Genomic DNA, 26,922 nt, shown 5'->3' on the forward strand with positions numbered 1-26,922 from the left:
CCATCGGGTGACGGCGACGTCCACAGCTCCGCACTTGTCCACAGCCCGGAGTCGTTGTCAGTGGCCGTCGATAGATTTCCTCGTGTTCCGCCGATCTGGCGAGGACATCCCCTTTCGCATGCATGGGAGATGGTGCGTTGTCACTCTGGGAGAGGTCGAGCACGGTGCGGGTGGTGCCGTCCGCGCGGCCGCGGAAGCTCGCCAAGGTGCCGTTCGTCGAGCTGGCGGACGGGCGGTTGCAGGGTGTGGTGTCCAGCGGCTCCGACATCGGGCGGGTGTACGTGTCGTCGGTGGAGGCGGGGACGTACGCGTTCTCGTGCAGCACGAACAACAACCGGCCCTGCGGCGGGGCGCGCGGCGCCTTCTGCAACCACATACGGGCGCTGATCGGGGAGGCCGTGCTGCAGTACGGCGCGGACCGCGTGGCCCGGTACCTGAAGGTGGACGTCGCCGGTGAGCAGGCGGACACCCACGGTCTGACCACGGCCATGACGGCGACGCGTCCCGCTCAGGGGGACAGGTCGGCGGCGGCCCAGGTGTTCAGCCGGTTCCTGCGCCATCTGGCCTACCTGGAGTTCGCGCCGACGACCGCTCCCCTGCCGGAGATGCACTGGTTCCCGACGACCGGGGCGGTGGCGTGATGCGGGCGGATCTGCTGACCGACGCCGTCGACGGGCTGGACGAGGCTCTGGCCGCCGTGGACGGGTTCGACCAGGTGCTCGTCGGCGGACTGCTGCGCCCGCAGCCGGCGCAGGCGGGCGGACTGGCCGGGCTGGCCGACGCCGTCGCCGGGTCGCCGCTGGCCGGACGGGTCGCCGAGGCGGCGGAGAAGACCGCGGCGGGGGCCGCGGACGAGGACCACTTCATGGCGCTGGCCGCCGCGCGCACCGCGCTGCTGGGTTCCGTGCACGACGCGCTCGTCGCGCGGGTCGAGGAGGCGGTCGGGCGGCCGCGCGGCGAGGGGTCCGCCGCTCCGGCCGCGGGCGCCGAGCATCCGGTGAACCTGCTGGTGGCGGCGCGCGGCTGGCTGTGCGATCTGGCGCGGGCCGGCTGGCAGGGCATCGACCACGAACTGGTCGGCGGCGCCGCTCCCGTGGTGTCCGCGATGCTGCCCGAGCCGGCGCTGCGGCGGCTCGCCGCGCTGCTCGACGGGTTCGCCGCGGAGCTCGCCGCGTCCTGCCCCGGCGCCACGCTGGAGCGGATCCCGGTGCGCCGGTGGGCCGACCTGTGGTCGCGGGCGATGCTGCTGACGCTGCCCGGCGCGGACCGGGCGACCGCCGTCACGGAGGCCACCGGCCGTCTGCTGCCGCTCGGTGTCGATCTGCACGAGCACGCCACCGCGGTGCAGGCGCAGGTGCACGCGGTGTTCGAGCCGGCGGACGGAGGGACGCCCCGCCTGGTGCGGGCCAGTGTGTCCGCGCCCAAGCCGGACACCGTCGTCGGCGCGGGACTGTGGCAGCTGCTGCGGCCTCACATGTCGCTGCTGGCCGCCGTGAGCGAGGGCCGCGCCATGGAGCTCGACTCCATGCCGGTCACCGCCGAGGGCGATCTGATCTGGGACGACGCCCGCGCCACGCCGGGTGAGCCCGCGGAGGTCTTCACCACCGCGCGGGTGGCGCTGCCCACGGCGGTCTCCGCCCCTGTGACGCCGGTGGACCGGCATCCGGCGCGGATCGCCGTGCCCGTGCTGCTCGAGGGGTACGCCGTCGAGGAGGAGGACGACGGGATCGCCTTCCGGGTCGCCGGGGAGCGGCTCGCCGTCGACGCCGGCCGGGTGCCTGCCGCCGGTCCGCTGACCGCCGAGGCCGTGGCCTCGTCCGCCGCGTGTCTCGGTCTGCTGCGCTGGGACGCCGGGACGTTCCTGCTCCAGCCGCTGGCCGTCGAGCGGACGGTGCGGAAGAAGCCCGTCGCCGTGCACGCGGGCGCCTGGGCCGGCGGCACGGCCGACAAGGCGGGCGTACGGGCCGAGAAGGCGGCCACCGACGCCGTCACCGTGCTGCGCGAGCGCGCGGGAAGGCTGCTGCGGAAATGAGCGAGGAGAACACCGGCGCACTGGGGGACGTCCCGGCCCCCGACTCCGACGAGAACCGTCGGCAGGTCCTGTACTGGCGGCTGCTGGCCCGCCTCTTCGACACGGAGGAGCAGGCGTCGCTGGAGTCGGCGAGTGTCGCCGTGGTCGAGGACATCGGTCTGCCGGTGGCGCTGCTCGATCCGGCCGCGTCGGTCGACTCGGTGGTGCAGCGGCACCCCGAGCTGGCCGCCGAGTTCGACGGGCTGATGACGCCGGAGCCGGACGCGGACGGTGCGCGGGACCGGGCCGCCGAGGTGCGGCGGGCGGCGCTCGCGTCGAAGGTGCTGCTCAACGTCTTCTCGACCGGCAGCGGCACGGTCACCGCCGAGCAGTTGGCCCGCTGGCAGTCGGACGCCGGATGGCTGGAGCGGGCGCTGGGCTGCAGGCCCGGTGACCTGCGCGGCGGCCGCGGTGGCAGTCGGGCGGGCGCCGGCGGAGGCGTCAGCCCGACCGGCACCGGTGTCGGCTCGCCCGCGCCCGACCTGAGCAGGCTGATCCCCGAGATCGGTCCGGAGCTGGGCTCCATCGAAGCCGGTCTCGTGCAGCGGATGCATCTGCGGGAGGTGCTGGCCGACCCGGCGCTCGCCTCGCGCCTGACGCCGAGCATGTCGCTGATCGAGCAGTTGCTGCGGGACAAGAACAACCTCTCCGGGGTCGCCCTCGCCAACGCCAAGGCGCTGATCCGGCGCTATGTCGACGAGGTCACCGAGGTGCTGCGCACGCAGGTGGAGAAGGCCACGGTCGGTGAGCTGGACCGGTCCGTCCCGCCCAAGCGGGTGTTCCGCAACCTCGACCTGGACCGCACCATCTGGAAGAACCTCACCAACTGGGACCCTGAGCAGGAGCGGCTCTACGTCGACCGGCTCTACTACCGGCACACCAGCCGCAAGACGACCCCGCAGCGGCTGATCGTCGTGGTGGACCAGTCGGGGTCCATGGTCGACTCGATGGTCAACTGCACCATCCTGGCGTCGATCTTCGCCGGCCTGCCGAAGGTGGACGTGCACCTGATCGCGTACGACACGCAGGCTCTGGACCTGACGCCCTGGGCGCACGACCCGTTCGAGACGCTGCTGCGCACCCAGCTGGGCGGCGGCACGGACGGCACGGTCGCCATGGCGCTCGCCCAGCCCAAGATCGCCGAGCCGCGCAACACCGTCGTGGTGTGGATCTCCGACTTCTACGAATGGCGCACGGAGGAGCTGTTCGAGAGCATGGCCGCCATCCACCGCTCCGGGGCGAAGTTCATCCCGGTGGGATCGGTGACCAGCTCCGGCCGCGGCAGCGTCAACCCCTGGTTCCGGGAGAAGTTCAAGGACCTGGGCACGCCGGTGATATCGGGCCACATCAAGAAGCTCGTGCACGAGCTGAAGACGTTCCTGACGTGACCGTCGCCTTCCCGGCATCTCACTCTCTCGGCTTCTCCCCCTCTTGACTTCTCACCCTCCCGACTTCTCGTTTTTCACTGCGAAAGGCTCATTCCTCATGTCCGAACTGCTGCGCGCCCCCGCCGAGATCAAGTACGCCGAGGAGCTCGACTGGCTGGAGTCGATCGACAACAACCCCAAGCCGTTCTCGTGGCGCCTCTCCCCGAAGATGGTGCGGTTGTTCATCCTCGGCTCCGAGCGGGCCGACGGGCTGGACCGTGAGATCTCGCAGAAGTGGTTCGGCGACCGCAGCTTCGTGGAGCGGTCGATCGTCACCCTCGCCTCCGACCGTGGTCTGCTGCTCATCGGTGACCCCGGCACGGGCAAGAGCTGGCTGGCCGAGCTGCTGTCCGCGGCGATCTGCCGCAACTCCACGCTGGTGGTCCAGGGCACGGCCGGCACCACCGAGGACCACATCAAGTACTCGTGGAACGTGTCGATGGTGATCGCCAAGGGGCAGTCGCGGGAGTCGATGATCCCCTCCCCGATCATGACCGCGATGGAGGCCGGCGCCATCGGCCGCTTCGAGGAGCTGACCCGGTCCACCAGTGACGTGCAGGACGCGCTCATCTCGATCCTGTCCGAGAAGTACATCTCCGTTCCCGAGCTGGAGAGCGGGGGCGGCGACGACAACATCGTGTTCGCCAAGCCCGGCTTCTCGATCATCGCCACCGCCAACAGCCGCGACCGGGGCGTCAACGACCTGTCGTCCGCGCTGAAGCGCCGCTTCAACTTCGTCCGCATCCCGGTGGTGACGAACAAGAAGAGCGAGGCGGAGATCGTCCGCTTCCGCACCGAGGAGTTGCTGCGCCGGCACGCGATCGACCTGGACGTGCCGCCGACGCTGCTCGACGTGCTGCTGCAGAGCTTCGCCGACCTGCGGGCCTCCGCCGCGGCAGCCGGCAGCGACGACGAGAAGCTGGAGTCCGCGCTGTCGACGGCCGAGCAGATCGGGGTCCTGGAGGACGCGGTGCTGCACAGCAACTTCTTCGGCGAGCGCGCCCTGACCGCCCGTACCCTGGCGTCATCGCTGGTGGGCTCGCTGACCCGGCGCGAGCCGGAGGACCTGGCCATCCTCAACAAGTATCTGCACGGGGTCGTCGAGCCGCGCAGCAAGGAAGAGGGCGGGGCCTGGCCCGAGTTCCTCGAGGGCGGCCGCGACGCGATCGCCACCCTGTCGTGAGCGGGCACCAGGAGAGCGGTGTGTTCACCGCACTGCGTACGCAGTTGCAGGAGGCGGCGACCGAGTTCGCGGGCGGACCGGACGCGCTGGAGGGCATCCTTCTCGGCATGGTCGACGACGTCGACCGGGCGGTGCGGGAGCCGCTGGAGATCTTCCCGGTCTGCCACCACTCCCCCGCCTCCGCCCTGGCCATGGCCCGCCGCCTGCGGGAGAAGCAGCCCAAGGTGGTGTACCTGGAGCTGTGCGAGGACATGGCGCCGCTGCTGACCGAGCTGCGCAACTGCCGGCTCCCCGTGGCCGTGCAGGCGTTCGCCGGCGAGATCGACGGCTTCCCCCAGGAGTGGGCCCCGCTGTCGGTGGTCGCGCCGATCACGGAGGCGTCCGCCGAGTACCAGGCCATCGCCTACGCCCTGGACACCCCGGGCGTCGAACTGGTCCTGGTGGACCGCTCCTCCGACCACGTGTTCCAGTGGGACCGCGCCGGCACCACGGACGGCGAGGGGACTTCGGCCGACGCGGAGGATGCGCCGAAGTCCGAGGAGGCCGCGCTGCACGGCGAGGCGGTCGGCGTCGAGATCGGCGACCTGCGCCCCCGCTTCGCCGAGCTGGAGGAGCATCTGCTGCGCCACGGGAGGGTGCGGCACTGGTCGGAGTGGTGGCACCAGTACGTCGAGGTGCCGCTCGGGGACAGCGACCACGACACCTACCGCCAGGTCATGTTCCTCATCGGCAGCCTGTTCCGGCGGCTGGCGCCGGGCGACGGCGACCGGGTCCGGGTGGACGAGGACCGCGAGCGCTACATGTGGACGCGGATGCGCGAGCACATGGCGGCGACGGGCACGGACCCGGAGGACTGCCTGTACGTGTGCGGGGCGTTCCACGCGGCGAGCCGGGTGGAGGAGTTCGGCGTGCGCGGACGCTCGGACGGGTTCACCGTCTCCCCGCGCACGGCGACCACCTGGCAGTACGGGCTGATCCCGTCGAGTCACGCGGCGATCGAGGCGCAGTTCGGCCTGGCGCCCGGCTCGGTGTCGATCGCGGCGACGCAGTGGCAGAAGAGCCTGCAGCGGACGCGGATACAGCCGTACCGGCTGGAGGGTCAGGCGGGGGCACGAAAGTCCCGCGCGAAGAAGGCGGCGGCCGGCGCCGCACCGGCCGCCCCGGCGCCGGCCACGGACCGGCTGTCCGGGTTCCTGCGGCGGCCTCCCGTGCTGGACGGCCTGGACGAGGCGGAACTGCTCGGCTGGTCCGTGGACATCGTGCGGGCGGCCCGCCGCAACGGCTACCTCGCCTCCACCGCGGACGCCATCGCGGTCTTCGAGACGTCGATCCTGCTCGCGGGGATGCGGGACCGGGCCAAGCCGACGCCGTACGACTTCCAGGACGCGGCGGTCACCTGCATCGAGAAGGACAGCGTGCCCGGGCGGCGGGACGTGCGGCGGCTCGTCGACATCATGATGGGCGGCGACCGGGTCGGGCAGGTGGGTTACGAGGCGCTGCCGCCGCTCGCCCGGGACGTGTACGACCGGCTGGAACCGCTGGGGCTCAAGCTGCAGCAGCGGGGTGTGCAGCGGGCGTTGCTGGACATGGCCGGCCGGCCGGAGCTGGAGGCGTGCTCGGACGTGCTGTGGATGCTGCGGCGGCTGATGCCGGCGGCCGCGGCCCGGCCGATCATGGGTGAGCGGCGGCTCGGTGAGCGGTCGATCCAGGAGTCCTGGGACCTGGCCCTCGGCACCCATCAGCGTGCGCTCATCGAGCTCGGCTACGAGGGCGTCAGCGTCGAGCAGGTGCTGGAGCAGCGGCTGCGGCGCGAGGCGTACGGGCCGCGGGCGACCACGGCAGGCGTGCTGGCGGCAGTCGAGGACACCCTGCTGTACCTGCGCAGCGGGCGTCTGGCGGAGGAGCTGGGCACCCACGCGCTGAAGGTGCTGTCCGCGGAACGCACGGTCGACGGGGCGCCTGAGGTGCTGCGCCGGGCACGGACGCTGCTGGCGTACTACCGCACGAGCCAGCCGGAACTGCCGTCGTGGATCGAGTCGTTCGTCAGGACGGGGTACGCCCACTACTGCACGCTGCTGCCGACGGCGTTCCGGGACGAGGACGCGACGGTGGGGCAGGTCGCGGCGATGCTGGGCTTCCTGTTCAGCATGGAGAGCCTGGCCCTGTCGCTGGGCTGCGACCGTACGCAGCTGGAGCTGGCGGTCGCCCAGTCGCACCCGGAGGACCCGTCGAAGACGGCCCTGCTGTGGGCGGCGCAGGTGCAGCTCGGCACCCTGTCGCGCGCCGAACTGCGCGCCAGGTGCGACGCGTTGCTGGACAACCCGCTGGTGGTGCCCTCCTACCCTCGCTACCTCAACGGCTTCGTGCACGCGCTGGAGCCGGTGCCGGGGCTGGCGGACGTGGTGGTGGAGGCGGTGTCGAACGCGTTCGGCCGCCTGCCGGACACGGTGCTGCTCCCGTGGCTGCCGCTGCTGATCACCACCCTGCGCAAGGGCGCCGCGGACCTGGCCCCGCTGCTGATCCGCGAAGCGGGCCGCGTCTTCCCGGGCCGGCTGCCTGCACTGGATGCGTGGGTGCCGCCGTGGCGGCAGCCGCAGGAGGACCCCTTCAGTGTCCGCGCCCGGCGCACGGCCGCCGCCCCGGCGCCCCCGGGTGCCTCACTGCTGGCCGCCCACCCGGCGGCGTGCGACGCGGTGGCGGGGCTGCTGGGGTGCGAGGACGGCTGGCAGCGGCACGGCACACCCGCCTCACCGGGCGCGGCACTGCTGACCGCGTACCCGGCGGCGTGCGACGCGGTGAGTGAGTTGCTGGGCTGTGACGCCGGCTGGGCGCCGACCGGCGATTCCGGTTCGCCGGTCGGCGCCCTGACGGTCACGCACCCCGCCGCGGCTGAAGCACTGGAGGCTCTGCTCGCCGGTGCGTGACGGTGAGGTGAGGCGGAGATGAGGCGGAGGTGAGGCCGGTTGCTCTCAGGGAGCCGGCCTCACCTGTCCCTCGAACCGGAAGACCGTGTCGGCCCAGTCGGTGTCGTCGACTCCGTCGTCCAGCGCCGCGCCGATCACCCGTTCCTCGTAGCTGAAGTGGCTTTCCATGATCGCCGCCAGTCCGTCGAGCTCACGGCCGATCGCCTCCAGGTCCGGACCGGACGCTTCGACGGCCCTGGCGGCGAGTTCACGCACCTGGGACAGGATCGAAGCGATCATTCCGTGATCCTGGACGAGGTTCGCGACGGTCGCCTCGAGATCCGGGCGCTCGCGCAGCAACCGGGAGAACATCCCGTCGTCCTCGCCCTGATGGTGCGAGGTCAACGCGTCGCAAAAGGCCAGGCAGTGGGTGACAAGTGCGTCGTCGCTCAACTGCCGGCGTCCGAGATCCGCCTTGATGTCGTTCAGCCGGCGGCGCAGTTCCTGATGTGCTTGTGACAGTTGCAGGCTCAAAGCGACCGCACGGTCGCTGTGGTGGGAGGCCACGTGGGGCAGTCCCTTCGGTTCCGCACCTCCATGCCTGACGCAGACCGTCACCGGCACGCGATGCTGCTCCGATCCGATCACGCAGCGCGAGGCCGCGGCAAGGGACATATGCGACGTGCCTCAGGAGACCTCCTGCGTGCCCACCACCGCCAGCAGGTCGAGCAGGCCGGCGCTGTCCGTGCCCACGGCGGGGGTGAACCACAGCAGGCGCTGCCGGCCGTCCTCGCTGAACAGGTTGAGGCAGTCGACCTCGACGACGCCGAGTGCGGGGTGCCGGATCCGTTTGCGGTCGTCGCGGCGGAACGCCACCTCGTGGGCGGCCCACAGCGCGGCGAACTCCGGCGAGGCACGCTGCAACGTGTGGACCAGCGACGTGACCTCGGTGTCCTTGGCGTCCCGGCGGGCGGCGGCCGCGCGGAGGTCGGCGACGAAGGCGCGGGACTGGCTCGCGTGGTCGGCCTCGGGGTAGAGCAGTCTCGACTCGGGCTCGGTGAACCACCGGTGGACGAAGCTGGCGCGGGGGCCGCGGAAGCCGGAGTGGTCGCCGAGCAGGGCCACCGCGAGCGGGTTCTGCACCAGCGTGACGTGCAGATCGGTGATGACCTGGGCGGGCGTCGACGGCATCCGCTGGAGCAGGTCGAGCATGCCGGGGTGGACGTGTGCGGCGGGGCCGGCCGGGGCGGGCACGGGCCGGTCCGCCAGGCGGTACAGGTAGTCGCGTTCGTCGGCGGTCAGCCGCAGCGCCCGGGCCAGAGCGGCCAGCATCTGCTCCGACGGCTGCGAACCGGCTCCGCGTTCCAGCTCGTTGTAGTAGTCGACCGACGCCCCGGCGAGCTGGGCGACCTCCTCCCGGCGCAGTCCCGGCACCCGTCGCCGGGGTCCTGCGGGCAGGCCCACGTCGGACGGGCGGATGCGGTCCCGCCGTGACCGCAGGAACGCCCCGAGCTCGATGTACTTCGCCGCACCCATGCCTCCCATTCTCGGGCCGCGCGCCTCGCCGACCCAGGGGACGGCATCCCCTGGCTGGGCGGGCCGGCACACCGCACTGTGGAGGCACACCGGCCCGCGCACCGCCGCGGGCCCCGAGCGTCAGGAGTGACCCGTCATGCCGTTCGCCCACTTCAAGGTCCCCGCCGGCACCCTCACCGCCGAGGACAAGCAGACGATCGTCGAGCGCACCACGGAGCTGTACGCCGAGATCTACGGTGAGCGCGCCCGCGCCACCACCGTCGTGCTGGTCGACGAGGTCGCCGACGGCGGCTGGGGCGTGGGCGGTCACGTCCTCACCGCCGCCCTGCTCAACGGCGGCACCTGAACCGGTGCCCCGCGTACAGATGTGCGCCGCCGTCCGCGCCCGCTCCGCATGCCCGCGGATCATGTCCGCGCACCGGCGTCCCGAGCCCTCGGTCGTGCGGGCCGGGGCGGCGTGGTCGACGTGGGCCGGCGCGGCCACCGCCTGCGGGACGCAGGAGTCGAGGCCGAGCCGGTCGAGCGGGGCCGCGACGGTCTCGAGGTCGCCGGGCCGCCCAGGCCCTGCCGGGGTGCGGCGTCACGGGGCTGGACAACGGGCGGCCTCCCCCAGCCGGGAGAGGCCGCCGAGTCGTGCCGCCTACCGCGCGGTCACCCCGGCAGGTGCCGGGGCGTAGCCGGTGGGCCGGCTGGTGAAGGTGCCGCGGCCCTGGGTGCGGCTGCGCAACCGGGTCGCGTAGCCGAAGAGTTCGGCCAGCGGCACGGTCGCCGTGACGACCGCCGCGCCCGCCCGGGTGACCGAGCCGGTGACCCGGCCGCGCCGCGCGGCCAGGTCACCGAGCACGGAACCCACCGCGTCCTGCGGCACGGTGACCGTGACCTCGGCGACCGGTTCCAGCAGCACCATCGCGCACGCCCGCAGCGCGTCCCGCAGTCCGAGCCGGCCCGCGGTGCGGAAGGCGGTGTCGGAGGAGTCCTTGACGTGCGTCGAGCCGTCGGTGAGCGTCACCCGCAGACCCGTCACCGGGTGTCCGCCGAGCGGTCCCTCGGCGAGCGCGTCCCGGCAGCCGGCCTCGACGGCACGGACGTACTCCTGCGGTACCCGGCCGCCGACGACCGTCGACCGGAACGCGAAGCCGCTCCCGGTGCCGTCGAGCGGCTCGACGTCGAGCACCACGTGCGCGAACTGTCCGGCCCCGCCGTCCTGTTTGACGTGCCGGTACACGAACCCGGACACGCCGCGGCCCACCGTCTCCCGGTGGCTGACGCGAGGCCGGCCGACAGCGACGCCCAGCCCGTGGTCACGCCGGATCCGTTCCACCGCGACCTCCAGGTGCAGTTCGCCCATGCCGGACAGCACCGTCTGGCCCGTCTCCGCGTCGGTGCGCACGACCAGCGAGGGGTCCTCCTCGGCGAGCCGGGCCAGCCCCGACGCCAGACGCCCGGCGTCCGTGCTCCGCAGCGCCTCGACGGCGACCGAGACGACGGGTTCGGCGGTGCCGGGCGGCTCCAGCACCAGCGGGGCGTCCGGCGCGCACAGCGTGGCGCCGGCGCGGGCGGCCTTCAGCCCGACCACGGCCACGATGTCGCCGGCGACCGCACGGTCCAGGCGCGCGTGCCGGTCGGCGCGGACGCGCAGGATGCGGCCGACGCGCTCGGCGCGGCCGGCGGTGGCGTCCCACACGGTGTCCCCCTGTTCGATCGTTCCGGAATAGACGCGCAGGTAGGTGAGGCGTCCGGTGGCGGTGGCGTTCACCTTGAACGCGAGCGCCGCGAGCGGTGCCGCCGGGTCGGCGGGCCGTTCCTGCTCGGCGCCGTCGTGCGTGCCGCGCACCGGTGGCACGTCCAGCGGTGAGGGCAGGTAGGCGAGGACGGCGTCCAGCAGCGGTTCGATCCCGCGGTTGCGGTAGGCGGAGCCGCACAGCACGACCACGGCCTCACCGCGTGCGGTCAGGTCCCGCAGGGCCGCCGTGAGCGTCCCGGTGCGGAGCGCGCCCGTGTCGCAGAACTCCTCCAGCGCGGCCGGGTGCAGTTCCGCGACGGCCTCCTCCAGCAGCCGTCGCCGTCGCAGCGCCTCCTCGCGCAGGACGTCCGGCACGGGTGCCGGATCACGGGCCTCGCCCTCGTCGTCCCAGGTCAGGGCGTGCATGCCGAGCAGGTCGACGACCCCGGCGAAGGCGTCCTCGGCCCCGATCGGCAGGTGCACGGCGAGCGGGACCGGGTGCAGCCGCTGCCGGATGGAGGCGACGGCTGCGTCGAGGTCGGCCCCGGCGCGGTCCATCTTGTTGACGAACGCGATGCGCGGGACGCCGTGCCGGTCCGCCTGTCGCCACACCGACTCGCTCTGCGGTTCCACCCCGGCGACCGCGTCGAACACGGCGACCGCGCCGTCGAGGACGCGCAGGGAGCGCTCGACCTCGTCGGCGAAGTCGATGTGGCCCGGGGTGTCGATGAGGTTGATCCGGTGGCCGTTCCAGGAGCAGGTCACGGCGGCGGAGAAGATGGTGATGCCCCGGTCGCGCTCCTGCGGGTCGAAGTCGGTGACGGTGGTGCCGTCGTGCACCTCGCCACGCTTGTGGGTGGTGCCGGTGGCGTACAGGATCCGCTCGGTGACGGTGGTCTTGCCGGCGTCGACGTGGGCGAGGATGCCGAGGTTGCGGACGACGGCGAGTGGGTCGGTGGTGCGCATGGCCCGTGGCCTTTCGGATGGAACCGGAAAAGGGCAGCGCGATTCCCCTCGGCGCACGGCGCCGAGCACCCCTCGTGGACGGGTTCGGTCCGACGTGCGTCAGGGCATCCGGTGCCGGCCGCGCAGCGGGCACCGGGCGGCCGGAGACACGAGGATCACCACGGACCGGCGGGACCGGGAGCGGGGAACGACGGCGACAGCGGTGTGGTCACGCACGGCCGGGCTCCCTTCCCTGGTCGGATCTCCACGCGCGCGGGCCGCCGACCGGGGACGGCGCGCGCCTGCCCGCCGAGTGTAGGGAGGCCGACGGTCGCCGAGCCATGCATTTTCGGCAGCAGGTCACAGCGGATTTGTCTCACATGATGGAACATCATTCCTGAGCCGTGAGACCTTCTGAGAATGTGGAGCGATCGTTCCCCGTGGAAAGACCGTGAAATGCCCGCATCAACCACCAGTCCGGCCCCGACTCCCGTCAACTCGCGGTCGCGCGTACTCGTCGCCAGCCTCGTCGGCACGACGATCGAGTTCTACGACTTCTACATCTACGCGACCGCCGCCGTACTGGTCTTCCCCACACTCTTCTTCCCGAGCAGCGACCCCACCACGGCGCTGCTGTCGTCCTTCGCGGTGTTCGGCGCCGCGATGGTCGCCCGGCCGATCGGCGCGGTGGTCTTCGGCCACCTCGGCGACCGCCTCGGCCGCAAGGGAACGCTCGTGGCCTCCCTGCTCACCATGGGCATCGCCACGTTCCTCATCGGTGTCCTGCCCACCTACGCGCAGGCCGGCTGGGTGGCCACCGCGCTGCTGGTGCTGATGCGGCTGGCACAGGGCTTCGCGCTCGGCGGCGAGTGGAGCGGCGCGGCCCTGATCGCCACCGAGAACGCCCCGAAGGGCAAACGCGCCCTGTACGGCACCTTCCCGCAGCTGGGCGCCCCACTGGGGTTCATCATCGGCAACGGCCTGTTCCTGATCATCGGCGCACTGCTGCCGTCCTCGGCCGGCGCCGACCCGTCCCAGCCGTCGGAGGCCTTCCTGAGCTGGGGCTGGCGCCTTCCGTTCCTGTTCTCCGCGGTGATGGTCGCGATCGGCCTGTGGGTGCGGATGCGCCTGGTCGAGGCGCCGGTGTTCGCCAAGACGCGTGAGGCCGGCCTGGTGCGGAAGCTGCCGCTGGCCACGGTCTTCCGGAACCACTGGAAGCAGCTCGTCCTCGGCACGTTCTTCATGCTGGCGACGTACGTCCTCTTCTACCTGATGACGACGTTCTCGCTGAGCTACGGACGGGCGGCCAAGGACGCGGACGTGCCGGGCCTGGGCTACGGCTATTCGACGTTCGTGCTGATGATGATCTTCGGGGTGCTGTTCTTCGCGGCGTTCACGCTGATCTCCGGCCCGCTCGCGGACCGCTACGGCCGGCGCGCCACGCTGATCGCGGTCACGGCCGGGATCCTGGTCTTCGGCCTGGTCTGGGTGCCGCTGATCGGCCTGGGCACGGTCGGCGTGGTGCTGTGGCTGGTGTTCGGCTTCACGCTGATGGGCATGACGTTCGGCCCGATGGGCGCGCTGCTGCCGGAGCTGTTCCCGACGAGCGTGCGCTACACGGGCTCCGGCATCTCCTACAACGTCAGCTCGATCCTCGGCGCGGCGGTCGCCCCGTTCATCGCGGTGGCCCTGTGGGAGGCCGGCGACGGCTCCCCGTGGCTGGTCGGCGTCTACCTCTCGGCGATGGCCCTGCTGACGCTGGTGGCGCTGGTGATCGGACGGGAGACGAAGGACGTGGGGCTGGAGGAGGGCGAGGCTCCCGAGACTCCGGCCCGCGAGGAGGCGGCTGCCACTGCGGCCCCCTGAGCGCCCTGGATCGGTGAGGCCCTCCGCGTCCGTCGCTCGGACGCGGAGGGCCTTCCGCGTGCGGTCCGTCCCGTGCGCGTCAGCATCCGGGGAGGGCGACTGCTGTGACCGGATCAGAGGCCCCTGGTCACGACTCCCTGCGGCTCGCCGTTGACCGTCACCGCGGGGTCGGCCTCCACCACGCGCACGGACATGTCGATCGGTGCGGGGCGGGCGTCGGCCGTCTCGGCCGCCGAGAGGTGCCGGACGTGGGAGGATCCGTCGGCGAACGGGCGGACGGTATGGGCCAGAAGGCGGGTCAGCTCGTCGTCGAGGCCGTGCTGCAAGGGGGTGCCGTCGGGGCCGAAGGAGTCGATCTCACGCTCGGCGAGCACCACGCCGGTCCCCGCGTGGGTGGCGGTGAAGCGCAGGATGCCGCTCTCGTTGTAGCGGAACTTGATCTCGATCCTGTTCCGGCGGGTGTCCTGCTCGCGGGTCGGGAGTCTCACCTCGATGTTGGCCAGAGGGAAGGCGCGGTCACTGTCGGCCGGGTGGCCGACCTCGCCCTCGATCACCGGCACGCGCACGAAGGAGGCACCTGGCGTGTCCGGGTAGAAGTTGGCCGATCCCTCCGCGGGGAGTGTGGCGTTGCGCCGGATGATGGCGCGGAAACCCTTCTGTTCGCCCGCGCTCACGGCCGTGCCCAGGTCGTAGCTGGTCACCAGCGAGAAGTCGCTGTCGTCGCCGAGTTCGCCGTCGAGAGAGGCCGCGTAGATGGCCGCGCCCCGGGCGACGGCGGTCATGGGCCGGCACAGGCTGCTGTCGACGATGCGGTCGTGGCCGAGGAGCTCGCCCAGGGCGTGACGCACCTGAGGGATCTGCGAGGTGCCGCCGATCATCAGGACGGAGTCGATGTCGTCCGGGACGATGGCCAGGTCCTCCAGCGCCTGCCGGACCGGCTCCAGGGCGCGGGTGATGAGCGGGCCGATCGCCTCGGTGTACTCGGCCGCGGTGATCCTGACCTCGCGCTTCGAGACCGAGGGGGCGAGGCCGACCGGGAGGTCGAAAAAGAGCGCGCCGTCCATCGGCACGGACGACAGGGCGATCTTCGTCAGCTCGACCGACCGGCGCCACCGGCGTCGTTCGGCCTTGGTGAGCCGGTCCGCGGTCAGCCCGATCTTCTGTTGGATCAGCTGGGCCAGCGCGTTGTCGAATTCCAGGCCTCCAAGGGCGGTGATGCCGCGGGAGGTCTGCTCCTCGAAAAGGCCGTCGTCGTATTCCAGGACGGTGACGTCGATAGTGCCGCCGCCCCAGTCGAAGACGAGGAAACGGCCGGGGATCGGGACGTCGTGGGCGTACGAGATCGCAGCCGCGGTGGGCTCGTTGAGCAGGGCCCGGACCCGCACTCCGCCGAGCGCCGCCGCGGCGCGAGTGCGGTAGCGAGCGCCGCCCGTGGCCTTGGCGGGGACGGTGACGACCGCGTCGGAGAGGTCGAGCAGCTGAGCGGAGACGCCTTCCTTCATGCGGCTGAAGAGGGATGCGGCCGCGACGGTGCTGTGGAACTTCTCCGAGCCGACCCAGGCGTGGTGTTCCTCGAGCTGTGCCGCGATCTCGAGGCCGTCGACGTCGCCGTCCCTCTCGGCACCGGAGCGGGTGCCGAGCATGCGCTTCACGGCGTCGAGCGGTTCGCTGGTGCCGGTCTTCGCCTCCCAGCCGAAGCAGAGGGTGCGCTGGAGGTCGCGGACGGACAGCACGGAGGGGAAGAGCTGCTCGAACTCCGACATCCGCCACTGGGCGGGCACGTTGTCGCCGTCAACCGGCAGCACCTCAACGGTATGCCCGTTCCAGTGGGCCACCACGGAGTTGCTGGTACCGAAGTCGATGCCGAAGGTCATCGCGTTCCCCTTTGCTTCATCGGGCGGTCCCCCTTGCCTCCACGGTGGGGACGCGCCCCGCCGGTTGGCTGCTCGCTGCTTCTGTTCTGCTGCTTCTCGGGTTCTTGCCCCCGGTGATGACTCTTCCTCTGCTGGACAGGAGCCTTCTTCTCCGGCTGCTTCCTCCGCGCCTTGTCATGGGTGGCTCTACGCCTTTGCCCAGGCGTCATTTCCCGGGGTGGCACCTTGGCAACGGCCCGCAGCCAACCGCGTTCGACAAGCTTCCCGGACTCCTTGTCGATATAGGCGGGTGCGATGAGTTCGAAGGTGACCGGGCCCTTCTTCATCACACCGGGCTGGTCTTCCACGACGTTGAACAGCGACTGATCACCGGTATCGCCGACAACTCGCAGGCCGGCCTTCGCCGTCTCGTCCTCCAGACGGGTCAGCACTACCTGCAGGGTCTTGGCGTCCAGCGCCTGCCTGTGCAGAACGGCCAGCTGAGCCAGGTGCATCTGGCGTGTGCGGATACTTTCCAGTACACCCTTGCGCACGGCTTCGGTGAACTGGGGAAGCACTCGGCGCATCAGCTCGGTGCGGAAGGCAGCGACCAGATCGGCTCCGGTTTCCTTGTCGGCCAGAGCGGCACCCAGCTTACCCGTCGCCACCTCCAGCTCCTTCTCCACCACGGGCAGAAGCGTTTCGTTGACCGACTTCAGGATCGCGGCCGCGTCCAGAGTCCCGGGAGCGAGTTCGGGAATGCCACTGTCGACGTGCCTCCACGGCTTTCTCTCCGCAGCCCTGGCTTCGCCAAGGCTCCGTACACTCCCATCCGTCGATTCATGTTCCTGGTTCTGCCGGGATCCGTCACGGTGGCCAGAACCACTGTCGCCTTTACCGGCTCCGTTGCTCACGATGTGCTGCTCTCTGGGTCTTCAAGGGCTGCGGTGTCTTCGGCAGCCGGGGAAAGGCGTTCTGTCGCCCTGGTGATTATTTCCCGGGCCGCCTCGGTGCGGGACCACGCGCGGTCACTGTCCGTGGGGGGCTCGGTGAGCCTTGGCAGAGGCTCGGGCGGGAGTTCCAGCTGGTGGCTCGTGCCGGTGGGATCCTCCCAGCGGTGCGGGACGAGCGGGACGGCGAACCTGAGTACTTCTTGCCGTTCGCGCTCGGCTTTCTCGATCATGTCCTTGGCACGGTTGATCTGGACACGGCCGCCGTCGTCAAGCTCCTTTCGCAAAGCTCGCCAGGCCTTCTTCCAGACGTTCGCCCCGTCCGGCACGCCGAGCACCAGATAGGGGTTGAGTGGCTGGTCGCGTTCCCCGTGAGATCGGTCCTCCAGGAAGCTCCGGTTCTTCCGCAGCATGGCCACGGCGCCTCCGCCGAGCTGGTCCCTCACCGGGGGACGGCCTTCGGCATCCTGCTCCAGGAGCCCGAGGGACTCCGCGGCCTCCTGGTCGGCGCGCAGGTAGGCCTGGACGTTCCGGGCTTCCCAGCGCACCGGCTGCGAGTGGTGCCGGAGCCTTTCGGCCAAGGTGAGCGCCGCCCTCCTCCGCTGCCCCGCCGTCTCGTCGTCTCCGTGGAGGAGTGCGCGGTGCATCTGCCGCACGGCCCTGATCAAGGCCCGCACGCCGATCCAGCCGTTGAACCTCTTGTTGTGCGCGCTGCGCACGCCGGGGTGGATCCGCTCCAGGAGGACCCACAGCCGCTCGTCGGCGAGGAGGTCGTCCGGGACCTCTCCGGTCCGCCGCACCTCGCGCAGCGCGTCTAGGAGCTTCCGCGTCGGCGGCAGGAGGTCGGACCACTCCTCGTCGACGGCCTTGGCGTCGTGGGCCTGCAGCCTCACCAGCAGGCGCCAGTCCTGCGGCCAGTCACGGCCGGGCTCGGCTCCCGGGCCGGCCTCCCGGCGTTCCCGTTCCAGGGTCCAGGCCAGCAGGTCCATCTCCTCGTCGGTGAGGGACGCCGGGTCCAGACGGGCGCGGAAGTAGGCGGCACGGGAGGTGTCGTCGCGTTCGGGGACCGCGCCGATCCACTCCTCGTCGATGTAGTCGTCGAGGAGCGGCCGGGGAAGCTTCGCCAGGAGCGCCCTCTGCCGGGGGGCCGGCAGGTTGATCTCCATCAGGCGGCGGTCGTCCTGGTAGATCTGCCACATGCTGCCCGGCTCCCCCAGGAGCGGCAGGGGCTTGTCCTCCAACAGGGCGCGGGCGCGGTCGTCGAGCCGGCCGTCGAGGACGTCAAGCCCGTGGTCCTGTGCCATGACGAGCAGGGAGACGCCCTCGACCGGGTCGCCCTGCCGGGACGCCGCACCGGCCGCGGCCTGCGCCAGCTTCTGCGCGGAAAGCGTCCCGGTCTCCGCCTTCAACGCGTCGGGCAGCACGATTTCGGCGAAGGAGCGGGCTCGTTCCCAGGTCTCCCGGTCGGTAAATCCTTCCGGAACCGGCTGGGGCATGGCCGGTTCAAGCTCTGGCTGCTTCTGCGGCGGAACTACCGGAGCAGGGCCGCCGGTGGCTTCCGCGACCTGCGAGGCTTCCTCAGAGGGCTGGCCCTGGACACGGGCCTGGCGGAGGGCTAGGCGGCGGGCGATCTCGCGTTGCAGCAGCTCCTCCCTATGGGCCTGCTCGTCCTGACCCGCTCCCAGCGGGATTCCTGCTGTCATCAGAGCTCCTCCGCGAAGGTGTGCACCTGCTCGATCACCGCGGCAGGGGTCCGGTCCAGGCCGTAGGAGTCGGCGAAGGCGATCCTGTCGGCGAGGCCTCCGGCACGGACCTCATGGCGCAGTGCCCGGAGCCGTTCGTTCCCGCACTCCTCGGTGGCGGACTCCAGCGGATGCTTGACGGCGACCGCGACGGGCTCGCCGGTGAAGTCCGAGGTGAAGAGCGCCACCGGTCCGGCGGTGGTCTCCTTCAGGGTGACGTTGGGCTCCTCTTCCGCCCAGCCCTTGAGCAGGACCGCGTGTTCCTCCGGGTCGATCCGCAGTGTCCGGCCGCGCAGGGCGTCGTTCAGGTCGCGGGCGAGCCGCCAGTCGTACAGCGGGTGGAGGCGCATGTTGGAGTAGTCGCGCAGGCAGGCGTAGCAGGAGCTGCGGCAGTTCCGCGCGTGGTGGTCGGCCTCCAGGTCGTGCACGTACCGGTCGACCGCCTGGAGGAACTCCTCGATGTGTTCCTCCGAGCCGAGGTGGGTGCTGAAGCCCGCTCCGTTGTCGAGGCTGTCCGCCAGGTAGGCCATGACGGGGGCGGCCACCGGGGCGTCCGAGCCGTGGATGCCGCTGAGGAGTTCCTCCGGCTGCACGTCCAGGTGCGGGGCGGCGGCACGGCGCAGCAGGGCCGCCAGCGAGTACCAGGCCGCGCGCCGGCCGTGGTAGGCCTCGGGGAAGCCGTCGATCTGCTGGGACCTCGAGATGTCGAAGCGCAGGACCCGGCTCGTGTCGAGGGCGTCCTTGGCTCCGATGAAGAGCATGTCGGTGTGCTGGGTGGCTCCGAGGGCGATCTCCAGGTCGGCCTCCGCCCTGGGATTGTCCAGAGCGAGGTATCCGCGCCACGGGCCGGTGTTCTTGGTGAACCGGAAGAGTTTCCCAGCGTTGGTGTTGACGATGTAGCGGTCGCCGCTGCCGGTGTGGACGACCATCCAGTCGTCGGCGGCGCGGGGGATGCGCGGGGCGGTCTTCTCCAGGTCGGTGGCGGTCCGTGCGCTGGTGGCGTTGGAGCCGAGTTCCCGGTAGCCGTCGTAGTCCCGTGCTTCGCGGGCGGCCCGGAAGCCCGCGGGCTCCCGGAAGGGAACGGCCTTGTAGTACTTGCTCTCCGCTCCGCAGGCGGGGCAGGTGCCGGCGCTGCCGGTCTCCGGGTCGACGGCGGCCTGCGGGTCCACGTGGGAGCAGATCCGGCACATGGCGACCAACTGCTCCGGTCCGAACGGGTCCTCGGCGGCGTGCACGCCGCGACCGCTCGGGACGAGGGAGACCACCCCGTTGGAGCGGAGCAGACGGCCGTCCTGCGGGGTTTCGCTGCCCGGTGCGAACTTGCTGAGGGCGACGGCCAGGTCGCGGTTGACGGAGTCGGCCGGCGGCCAGGGGAAGGTCTTCTGCGGGATGCTCCGGTAGAGGAGGCGGGAGCGGGTCGGGAAGCCGAACATGGGCAGGAGACCCGCCTCCGCCAGACGCTGGCTGAGGTCGGGGTGGCCGACCGTCCGGACTGCCACCTCGTCGACCTGGTCGAGGAGTTCGTCGACGGCGGCCACCGGGTCGACGGCGGCGATGCTCTCCGGCGTTCCGGTCTGGAGTGCGGTGGCAGCGGCTCTGACGCGGTCCGGGTGCTCGGCGATCCAGCGGCGGACGGCGCCGCGGTGCACCGGCCAGTCGGCGGCGAGGCCGAATTGTCCGTGGACGTTGCTCGTCATGTCCGGCCCCTTCCGGCGGTCCTCCGGCTGCAGGAGTGTGAAGGCCTGGCGCAGGACCTCTCCCAGCAGGACCCGCCGGAAGACGGAGACCATGCCGAGGACCAGGTAGGGCGGCGGAGTGGGGTCGTTGGTGATGGCTTCCGGGCGCGCGAAGTAGTGCTCGTCGTGACTGCGGCCGCGGCAGACGGTGAGGGCCACGGCGACCGGGCTGTTGCGCCGGCCCGCACGCCCCACCCGCTGCTGGTAGTTGAAGCGGGTGGGCGGCATGTTGGCCATGATCACGGTGTTGAGCGGGCCGATGTCGACACCGGCCTCCATGGTCGTGGTCACGGAGAGCAGTTCCAGGCCGTCCGCCTGCGGGATGTCGTCGTCGCCGAGGAAGACGTCCTGGAACAGGCTCTGCCGTCGCTGGGCCTCCAACCGGTCCGTCTGACCGGTCAGTTCCGCGGTGCGCAGGGGGAAGTCACCGGTGCGGTGGGCGGCCTTCCACGCGTAGTAGTCGTCCTCGAGGACTCCGCTGTACTGCTGGGGCACGGCAGGCAGCGGAGTCAGGCACTTGGTGCACAGTCCCGCGCCCGGGTGGAGGTGCGGCCGGTGGCAGGAAGGGCATGTCCAGGTCTTGTTCTCACCGGGGCGGAGCGCCACCTTCTCCGGCTTGATGACGTAGTCGACCACGGCGTCCCTCCAGACGCCGAGCACCCGGTCCTCGATCGTCCGCACATCGGTGCCCTGGCGTTCGGCGACCTGCTTCCAGAAACGCTTCAGAGGAGCGGGCGGCCTCTGCAGGGAGCCACGTATCCGGGTGAAGCGCCGCATCAGGCCGAGGATGCGCAGGCTGGCACGCGCCACGGCCTGGTCGCTGTCCGGGCCGATGTCCAGGGGCGAGCGGTCGTCGCGCAGGCAGAGCCAGCCGAGTCCGAGCGACTCGAAGTCACGGCCGCCGCTCGAGAAGAGGCTTCCGATGGTCTCCAGGCGGAGGCGGGAGCGGAGGCGGTGGAGCAGTTCCTCCTGTGCCTGGGTGTCCACCACCGCCTCCCGGTCCCGCTCCCAGTGGTAGAGCGCGGTCCAGGGCTGTCCGGCCGAGGTCTGCTGGAGCGAGGCCGCGGGACCGGCGGGGTTGGTGCCGTACGTCAGCAGCATGCCTTCGAGGTCGGAGGCGAGGTCGTCCAGCGAGGGCAGTTCGGAGAACTTCCGTTCCAGGTCGGGCAGGAGTTCCGGTTCCGCGTCGAGGTCGTCGGCGAGGATCGCCTTCAGGCGCCCCCAGTCCGCCGGGTCGCGGTCCCGCAGCCGTTCCATGGCGGCACGGGCACCCGTACGGTCGGCGGATTCCCCGGCGTAGTGGGCCTTCACCAACCGGAGGTCTCCGAACGGATCCCCCTGGGTCTCGACGGCCTTGGCGCTGAGCAGGCGGAGGAGGTCCTGGTAGTGGCGCAGGGCGAGACCGCTGGCGAGTTCGGAGGCGTCGTCACGGCTGTCGGAGAAGGCGATCGCCTTGCGCCGGCCGTCGGGGAGGTGGCCGAGGGCCTCGGTCACCAGCACCTGGTTGATCTTGTAGAAACCGGTGCGCATCCGCCGGACCGGCGCGTTGCGCAGCCGGTCGGGGGACTCCAGCGGGATGAAACGGCCGTCCCTGTCGTGCTTGATCTCCCAGTCGTCGCCGCAGGCGGGGCAGCGGGTGGGGAAGGCCTGGAGCCGGGCCGGGTCGTGGGCCGGCTTCTTGCTCTCCTTGTCCAGGGGCACGGAGATGTGGAACGACCATCCGGTGTGCTGGACGTCCCGGTTCTCCAGACGGCCGGTGGCGGGCTGGTAGGCGCTGCGGCGGAACGCGAACTCGACCTGCGGTCCACCGTCGGACAGGCCCGCGTACCAGCCGGGGTCATCGAGGCCGAGGCCCTTGGTGCGCGGCCAGTACACGACGTAGTTCGCCGCCGTGGGCGCGCCGCTGGCCTCGTCGGGGAGCAGGTCGAGGTCCGGGAAGTCGGTGTGGAGGGCGCCGGTGAACCTGCGGCGCCGGGTGTCCTTGGGGCTGGCGTACCCGCCGAGCATGAGGTCGCCGCAGGCCTGGCAGGAGAGGAGTTCCAGGACGCGGGCGCCGCAGGTGCAGCGGGAGGTGGGTTCGGCGAAGAGCCGGCCGATCCGGCGCTCGGGACCGTGCTGCACGGGGACGTGGGGGCAGTTCGGGTCGGAGCAGGCCCAGATGCCCTCGATGTTCCGGAAGAAGAAGTGGGCGCGGAGCTGGGGGAGTTCGGGGTCCTGGGCGGAGCCGAGTACGCGCAGGGCGCCGTGCAGCGCGTCCTGGCGCTGTTCCTCGGGGGCGTCCGGGAAGAGGTTCTTCGCCAGTTCGGGAGCGGGCAGGGCGCGGGGCCTGCCGCCGGGGGTGAGGGCGTGCTGGAGTGCCGGGCCGAGGCCGGTCTCCCGGGCGAGGGCGGCAGCCTCGTCCTGGGTGACGGGGTTCCTCGCGGCCTGTGCGAGGCGCGCGGTGTGGGCGGCCAGGTCTCCCCCGCCGCGGATCTCCTTCGCCTTTCCGGGGATGATCACGCGCCGGGAGCGGGGCAGGGCGAAGAACCCGTCGAGGAAGTCGTCGTCCCGGCCGGCCTCCAGGGAGGCGGAGGCGGCGAGCACGCGCAGCTTCTCGGGGTTCTTGTCCAGGCCGAGGCGGTGGCGGAGGTTGCGCAGCAGGTAGGCCACCTCGGTGCCGGCCGTGCCGCGGTACATGTGGAGCTCGTCGAGGATCAGGGTGAGGCGGGCGCCGGGGGTTTCCTCCAGCCACTTCCTCGTGGCACCGAAGATGTGCTCCTCCTGCTTGCGGAGCAGCATGATGTTCAGCATCGAGTAGTTGGTGACCATGATGTCCGGCGGCGCGGCCTGCATGTCCCAGCGGGCGTGCATCTCCGCTCCGCCGAGGCGTGGGATGAAGGGCCGCAGCTCCTCGCCGAGCTTCTCGTCGGCCTTGCGCTGCCGCTCCTGGACCTCCCGCAGGTACTGCCGGAGGCGGAAGTGCGCCGGCCGGGAGTCGCGGCTGCCGGAGACGGGGGTGGCCCCGGTGTAGCGGCCGAAGTAGAAGCGGTGTCCGTTGCGCTTGCGGTCCAGCCACGCGTGGGCCTCGCGGCTGTCCAGCGACTTCCGGAGCCGGACCAGCTGGTCGTCGGCGAGGGCGTTGGTGGGGTAGAGGATCAGCACGCGCACGGCGGCGGGGTGCCCGTGCTCGCCCTGCCGGCTGGGCACGTGGTCGCCGTCGCCCTGCCACCATTCCGGCTGCACCGCACGGGTGCCCTGCCAGTGGGCGGACTCGGCGACCAGGTCGGCGAGGACCGGCAGCAGGAAGGACTCCGTCTTACCGGAACCGGTGCCCGCGGTGACCACGAAGTCCTTGCCCGCACAGGCGGCGGCCAGGGCGTCGTGCTGGTGCTGGTAGAGGCTGGAGACGCCGTCGGGGAGGGTGAAGCGGGCGAACTCGGCCGCGTCGGGGTGCGCCCCTGCCTCGGCGAAGGACTCCGCGATGCCGACGCCCTGGGAGGCGTACTGCGGGCGCAACTCGATCAGCGGGTCGCGCCAGGCTCCGTTGTCCCGGTCGAGGAGGCTGCGCCGTTCCTCCATGACGGAACGGTCGTCGACGCTGAACGGGGTGTCGTAGTAGCGGAAGAGTGCGCTGCGCAGATCGTCGAACGTGCCCATGACGTCCTGGACATCGGTGTCCGTCACCGCCGCCGTCTGCTGTTCCACGCTCACTCGGTCCTCCCGCCGGCGGCCGCCACCGGTCGCGCCATGGTCTCCAGTTTCTGCTGCAGTGAGGCCGCGATCGCCTCGGCGAGCGCCCTCGGCACGTTGTCGTACGCGCGGGTCTGCGCCTGCTTGCCCACCGAGGGCGGGAAGCCGCTGCACAGGACGGCCGCGCGTTCGTGCAGGGCGGGCAGGGGCGCGTACCGGTCGACGAAGAGTCGGCCGACGCCGACCCGGCCCTGGCCGGCTTCCGGCCGCCAGCGCATCGCGCCGATGCGGTGGCGGGCGAGCTCCAGGTAGACGCCCGTCTCGCGGTCCACCGTGTGGAAGACGCCGTTGCGGCGGATACGGGTCAGGCGTGCGTAGTCGGCTCCGCGCCACCGGTACAGGCCGTCCTCGTCGTCCCTCGCCACGGGGACGAACCGCTGGAGGCGCAGCTCGTACTTCTCCAGTGTGTTGGCGGTGTTCCCGCCGGGTGGTGCGGACTCGGGGCCCGGCGTCGCCTGCGGAAGCAGCTCCATCAATTGCAGGGCGGCGCACGGGACGTAACGGACTCTGAGGTACTCCGCGGCTTCCTGGAGGTTTTGCAGGTCTTCGTACTGGAACAGGAGTGTGTCGGGCAGCGGCGCCTCGCCGGTCTCCGGCCGGTGGGGGACGGTGATCAGCTCCATCCACTCCTGTGCGGCCTCCTCGACACGCGCGCTGATCCGCGCGGTGCGCGCGCCGGTCAGCAGCGCGAGGCCGTCGGCGTGGGGCAGTTGGGTCAGTACCGGCGGGGCCACCGACCAGCGGTCGGCCCGCAGGTCCACGTCGATGAAGCCGAGGGCGGCGGCTTTGCGCGTCCAGTCCCAGTCGGCGTACTCCTTCAGCTCCAGGCCCCATGTCCGGGCCTGGCCGCGGATCCCGTCGCGCAGTGCGGACGCCCTGCCGCTGCGGCTCTCGCTCAGCCAGCGCAGGAGGATCCCGCCGAACTCGGTGCTGCTCATCGGTCCCGTCATCGGTCCAGCTCCTTCGCCACCTGCACGTACGCGGCCCAGGAGGGTTCGTCGGACGCCTGCTGGGCGTTGAGGACGGCGCGGGCCCAGGCCCGCGGGTTAACGGCTTTCTTCGGTTCCGGTGTTCCGGGGTTCACCGGGCGGCCCTTCCAGCGTCCGCTCCGGCGCTCCAGGAGCCAGCCGCCGATGCCGTGGAAGCCGGCCTCGAAGCGGAGCGGGGCGGGGGTGTCGGGGAGGCGTTCGGTCCACCAGTCCGGTTGTTCCGGGGCCTGCAGCGTCCACAGTCGTCCGTCGACCGCCGCGAACAGCACCTCGTCCGCGTCCCGGCGGCACAGCTCCATGACGGCTGCCGCGTCCCGGGTGGGGGTGCTCGTGCAGTCGGCGCCGGTGATACCGGTCGGCAGGGTCTGCTCGTCCAGGAGGGAGGGTGTTGCCGAGGCCTTGCCGTTCATGACGGTGAAGCCGCAGACCCTGGTCGTCTTCGGCTCGATGACGGCCCGGTCCGCGGTGGTGAAACCGATCTCCGCGCCCGCACAGCTCACCGTGTGGGGGCCGGGTTCCAGGCGGAGTACGGCCAATGGGACGGGGCGGCCCGCGGCGATCGCCTTCCTGAGCTCAGGCCGCTCCCTCCCGTCGACCAGGAGAGTGCCCGTGCTCTCCGTAATGTCCGGAAGGACCACCTGAGGCTCGCCTCCTCGCAGGTAGAGGTCAGGATTGAGCGAGGGCGCGAGCTTCAGGCCGCCTTCGAGGCGGAGCTTGAACTGAGCTGGGGGCTGCAGGAGGCCGACCGCGCCCTGGACCTCCTTCAGCGCCCGGCGCAGGGTGACCGCGTCGTCGAAGGTGACGGGCTTGTGCAGGGACCAGCCCTGCGGCACCCAGGCCAGCTTGCCGGTGTCGGCGCTCCGGCCGGTGGTGGCGGCCTTGTCCAGCAACCGCTGTACGTCCCGCTGCGCGGTCGGGGCGGCGAGCACCACGTGTGCCTCCCCCGGGCGGAAACCGTCAGTGCCGGCCCAGACGCCGAGCACGTCGTCCCGGGCAAGCACCAGAACGGGAGAGGCAGGGCGGCTGAGCACCAGGCCGTCCCCGTCGCGGCGGATGCTCCTGGTGAGGGTGTGCGCGCTCGGGGCGGGCAGGCCCGTCACCTCGTAGTAGGCGGTGTCGCCGAGCTGTTCGAGGACGACGCCGCCCTTGAGCTCGATGCGCCCCTTCCGCTCTGGGGCCCGCAGGCGCGCCACCCAGCCGAGACGCCCCGCGTCCAGCCGCACCAGGAGTTCGGCCCGGGTGACACCGGTGGGCACCAGCTCGTCCGAACCGTCCCAGGAGGCTGCATAGTTGCCGATCAGTTTGGCGAGGAAGGGACGGAAATCCTCCTCCTGCAGCGCGTTGCGGAAGTTCTTGGAGAAGTGCCGTTCCATCCCCCGGATCTCGATCTGGGCTAGCAGCGTCTCCCCCGGCAGAGGCCAGGTCGTACCGTGCTCCCGCAGTGACCGGAAGAACTTCGGCAGGAAGGACCGGTCCGCGCCGCTGAGGAGCGCCTGTGACTGGGCGAATCCGATCATGCTCCGGTTGGAAGGCAGGTCGGCGGGGGCGGGGAGGGTGCACAGGCCCCGCGCGCCCCGCTGGCTGTGCTGCCAGGAGGCCAGCACCTGCCACATGCGGGACAGTGGCTCGTAGTGATGGCTGCCCAGTCGCTTCCCGTCGCCGGTCAACAGCTCGGAGAAGCGGGCGTGGTAGGCGGTGGCCCGGTGGTTGCTGTCGTTCACCATCCGGGACGCGGCGATCACCGAACAGGCCAGCAGCGGCAGAAAGGCGGGCACGCCGTCCTTGTCCTGCTGCCGCCTGCGCCAGCGGTAGTCCTCCAGCGCACTGTACGGTTCCGCGGTCTCCAATCGCAGGAACTTGCCCACGCATTGAGCGAGGGGCTCCTCCATGCCGTACCCGTTCCTGAGCTCCTGCTCCACGTCGTCGTCGACGTAGAACAGCGTCGGGTGGCCGGCATGCTGCCGCCCGAAGAACTCCTCGGCCAGCGCGTCCTGCCACGCCTGATAAGAATGGTCCACTCTGTCCCCAAAAGAGATGTTCCGGTGCCCTCTTCGTGAAATCCCCGGCACGGAACGGTCTTCCGCGTCATTCTGGACCCGCCGCTCGGCGGGCCGCTACCGAACGCCTTCTCGGGCGCAGCCCTCCACGGGCGCCGCCCGGCGTAAGCCGGCGGCACACACCTCACGGAGGGTCCCACTTGTCCTCCCCCCACCGCTTCCACAAGCATCCCTTGCAGCAATCGCACGACCACCCGAAAGACTGGCCAGAG

Annotated in this window: 16 protein-coding genes; 7 read left to right on the forward strand and 9 right to left on the reverse strand. The window is 71.4% G+C overall.

The features are described from left to right. Positions 1 to 122: 122 nt before the first annotated feature. The 5 genes from C1708_RS04720 to C1708_RS04740 all read left to right on the forward strand — a co-directional run bounded on the left by C1708_RS04720 (position 123) and on the right by C1708_RS04740 (position 7,605). The gene (locus C1708_RS04720) at positions 123 to 641 is read left to right on the forward strand and encodes a hypothetical protein (RefSeq protein ID WP_198602398.1); all 519 of its coding nucleotides are present in this window, start codon (positions 123 to 125) and stop codon (positions 639 to 641) included. Continuing rightward, positions 641 to 2,032: a hypothetical protein gene (locus tag C1708_RS04725; protein ID WP_106416151.1), complete on the forward strand. Its 1,392-nt coding sequence runs from the start codon at positions 641 to 643 to the stop codon at positions 2,030 to 2,032. Before C1708_RS04720 ends, C1708_RS04725 begins: the two co-directional genes overlap by 1 nt. Further along, entirely contained in the window at positions 2,029 to 3,459 is a 1,431-nt protein-coding gene (locus C1708_RS04730; RefSeq protein ID WP_106411458.1) for a vWA domain-containing protein, read from the forward strand. The genes C1708_RS04725 and C1708_RS04730 overlap by 4 nt, the downstream gene beginning before the upstream one ends. A gap of 97 nt (positions 3,460 to 3,556) precedes the next feature. Beyond that, positions 3,557 to 4,681: an ATP-binding protein gene (locus tag C1708_RS04735; RefSeq protein WP_106411459.1), complete on the forward strand. Its 1,125-nt coding sequence runs from the start codon at positions 3,557 to 3,559 to the stop codon at positions 4,679 to 4,681. Next, positions 4,678 to 7,605: a DUF5682 family protein gene (locus tag C1708_RS04740; RefSeq protein ID WP_106411460.1), complete on the forward strand. Its 2,928-nt coding sequence runs from the start codon at positions 4,678 to 4,680 to the stop codon at positions 7,603 to 7,605. The genes C1708_RS04735 and C1708_RS04740 overlap by 4 nt, the downstream gene beginning before the upstream one ends. Before the next feature lie 45 nt (positions 7,606 to 7,650). On the opposite strand, the gene C1708_RS04745 is transcribed toward C1708_RS04740, so the two are convergent. Next, positions 7,651 to 8,151, reverse strand: a complete 501-nt coding sequence (locus tag C1708_RS04745; protein ID WP_106411461.1) for a hemerythrin domain-containing protein — start codon at positions 8,149 to 8,151, stop codon at positions 7,651 to 7,653. Between the two features lie 120 nt (positions 8,152 to 8,271). Beyond that, a complete protein-coding gene (locus C1708_RS04750) occupies positions 8,272 to 9,129 on the reverse strand; it encodes a helix-turn-helix transcriptional regulator (RefSeq protein WP_274543342.1) in 858 nt (285 codons plus the stop codon). Positions 9,130 to 9,256: 127 nt separating this feature from the next. Between C1708_RS04750 and C1708_RS04755 the strand changes: the two genes are divergently transcribed. Then, positions 9,257 to 9,466 carry a 4-oxalocrotonate tautomerase family protein gene (locus C1708_RS04755; protein ID WP_106411463.1) on the forward strand — a complete coding sequence of 70 codons (210 nt, stop codon included), beginning with the start codon at positions 9,257 to 9,259 and terminating at the stop codon, positions 9,464 to 9,466. Between the two features lie 294 nt (positions 9,467 to 9,760). Here the strand turns inward: C1708_RS04755 and fusA are convergent, their stop codons facing one another. Continuing rightward, positions 9,761 to 11,809, reverse strand: a complete 2,049-nt coding sequence (gene fusA, locus C1708_RS04760) for an elongation factor G (protein WP_106411464.1) — start codon at positions 11,807 to 11,809, stop codon at positions 9,761 to 9,763. 435 nt (positions 11,810 to 12,244) lie between these two features. On the opposite strand from fusA, the gene C1708_RS04765 reads away from it, so the two are divergent. After that, on the forward strand, positions 12,245 to 13,654 hold the full coding sequence (locus C1708_RS04765) for an MFS transporter (RefSeq protein WP_106411465.1): 1,410 nt from the start codon (positions 12,245 to 12,247) through the stop codon (positions 13,652 to 13,654). A gap of 113 nt (positions 13,655 to 13,767) precedes the next feature. Here C1708_RS04765 and C1708_RS04770 read toward each other — a convergent pair whose 3' ends face one another. The 6 genes from C1708_RS04770 to C1708_RS04795 are packed head-to-tail and all read right to left on the reverse strand — an operon-like array spanning position 13,768 to position 26,671. Beyond that, positions 13,768 to 15,528, reverse strand: coding sequence for an Hsp70 family protein (locus C1708_RS04770; protein WP_106411466.1), 1,761 nt, complete (start codon positions 15,526 to 15,528; stop codon positions 13,768 to 13,770). Continuing rightward, complete coding sequence (locus C1708_RS04775; protein WP_133169050.1) at positions 15,525 to 16,421, reverse strand: hypothetical protein; 897 nt, start codon at positions 16,419 to 16,421, stop codon at positions 15,525 to 15,527. Before C1708_RS04775 ends, C1708_RS04770 begins: the two co-directional genes overlap by 4 nt. Beyond that, positions 16,418 to 18,160, reverse strand: a complete 1,743-nt coding sequence (locus C1708_RS04780; RefSeq protein ID WP_106411468.1) for a hypothetical protein — start codon at positions 18,158 to 18,160, stop codon at positions 16,418 to 16,420. Before C1708_RS04780 ends, C1708_RS04775 begins: the two co-directional genes overlap by 4 nt. Further along, complete coding sequence (locus C1708_RS04785) at positions 18,160 to 23,619, reverse strand: DEAD/DEAH box helicase (protein ID WP_241911155.1); 5,460 nt, start codon at positions 23,617 to 23,619, stop codon at positions 18,160 to 18,162. Before C1708_RS04785 ends, C1708_RS04780 begins: the two co-directional genes overlap by 1 nt. Positions 23,620 to 23,621: 2 nt before the next feature. Then, positions 23,622 to 24,614, reverse strand: a complete 993-nt coding sequence (locus C1708_RS04790; protein ID WP_106411469.1) for a hypothetical protein — start codon at positions 24,612 to 24,614, stop codon at positions 23,622 to 23,624. After that, positions 24,611 to 26,671 carry a hypothetical protein gene (locus C1708_RS04795; RefSeq protein WP_106411470.1) on the reverse strand — a complete coding sequence of 687 codons (2,061 nt, stop codon included), beginning with the start codon at positions 26,669 to 26,671 and terminating at the stop codon, positions 24,611 to 24,613. The genes C1708_RS04790 and C1708_RS04795 overlap by 4 nt, the downstream gene beginning before the upstream one ends. Between the last annotated feature and the right edge of the window lie 251 nt (positions 26,672 to 26,922).

Origin of the sequence: Streptomyces sp. DH-12, assembly GCF_002899455.1 — a bacterium.
In the GTDB taxonomy this organism is placed as follows: domain Bacteria; phylum Actinomycetota; class Actinomycetes; order Streptomycetales; family Streptomycetaceae; genus Streptomyces.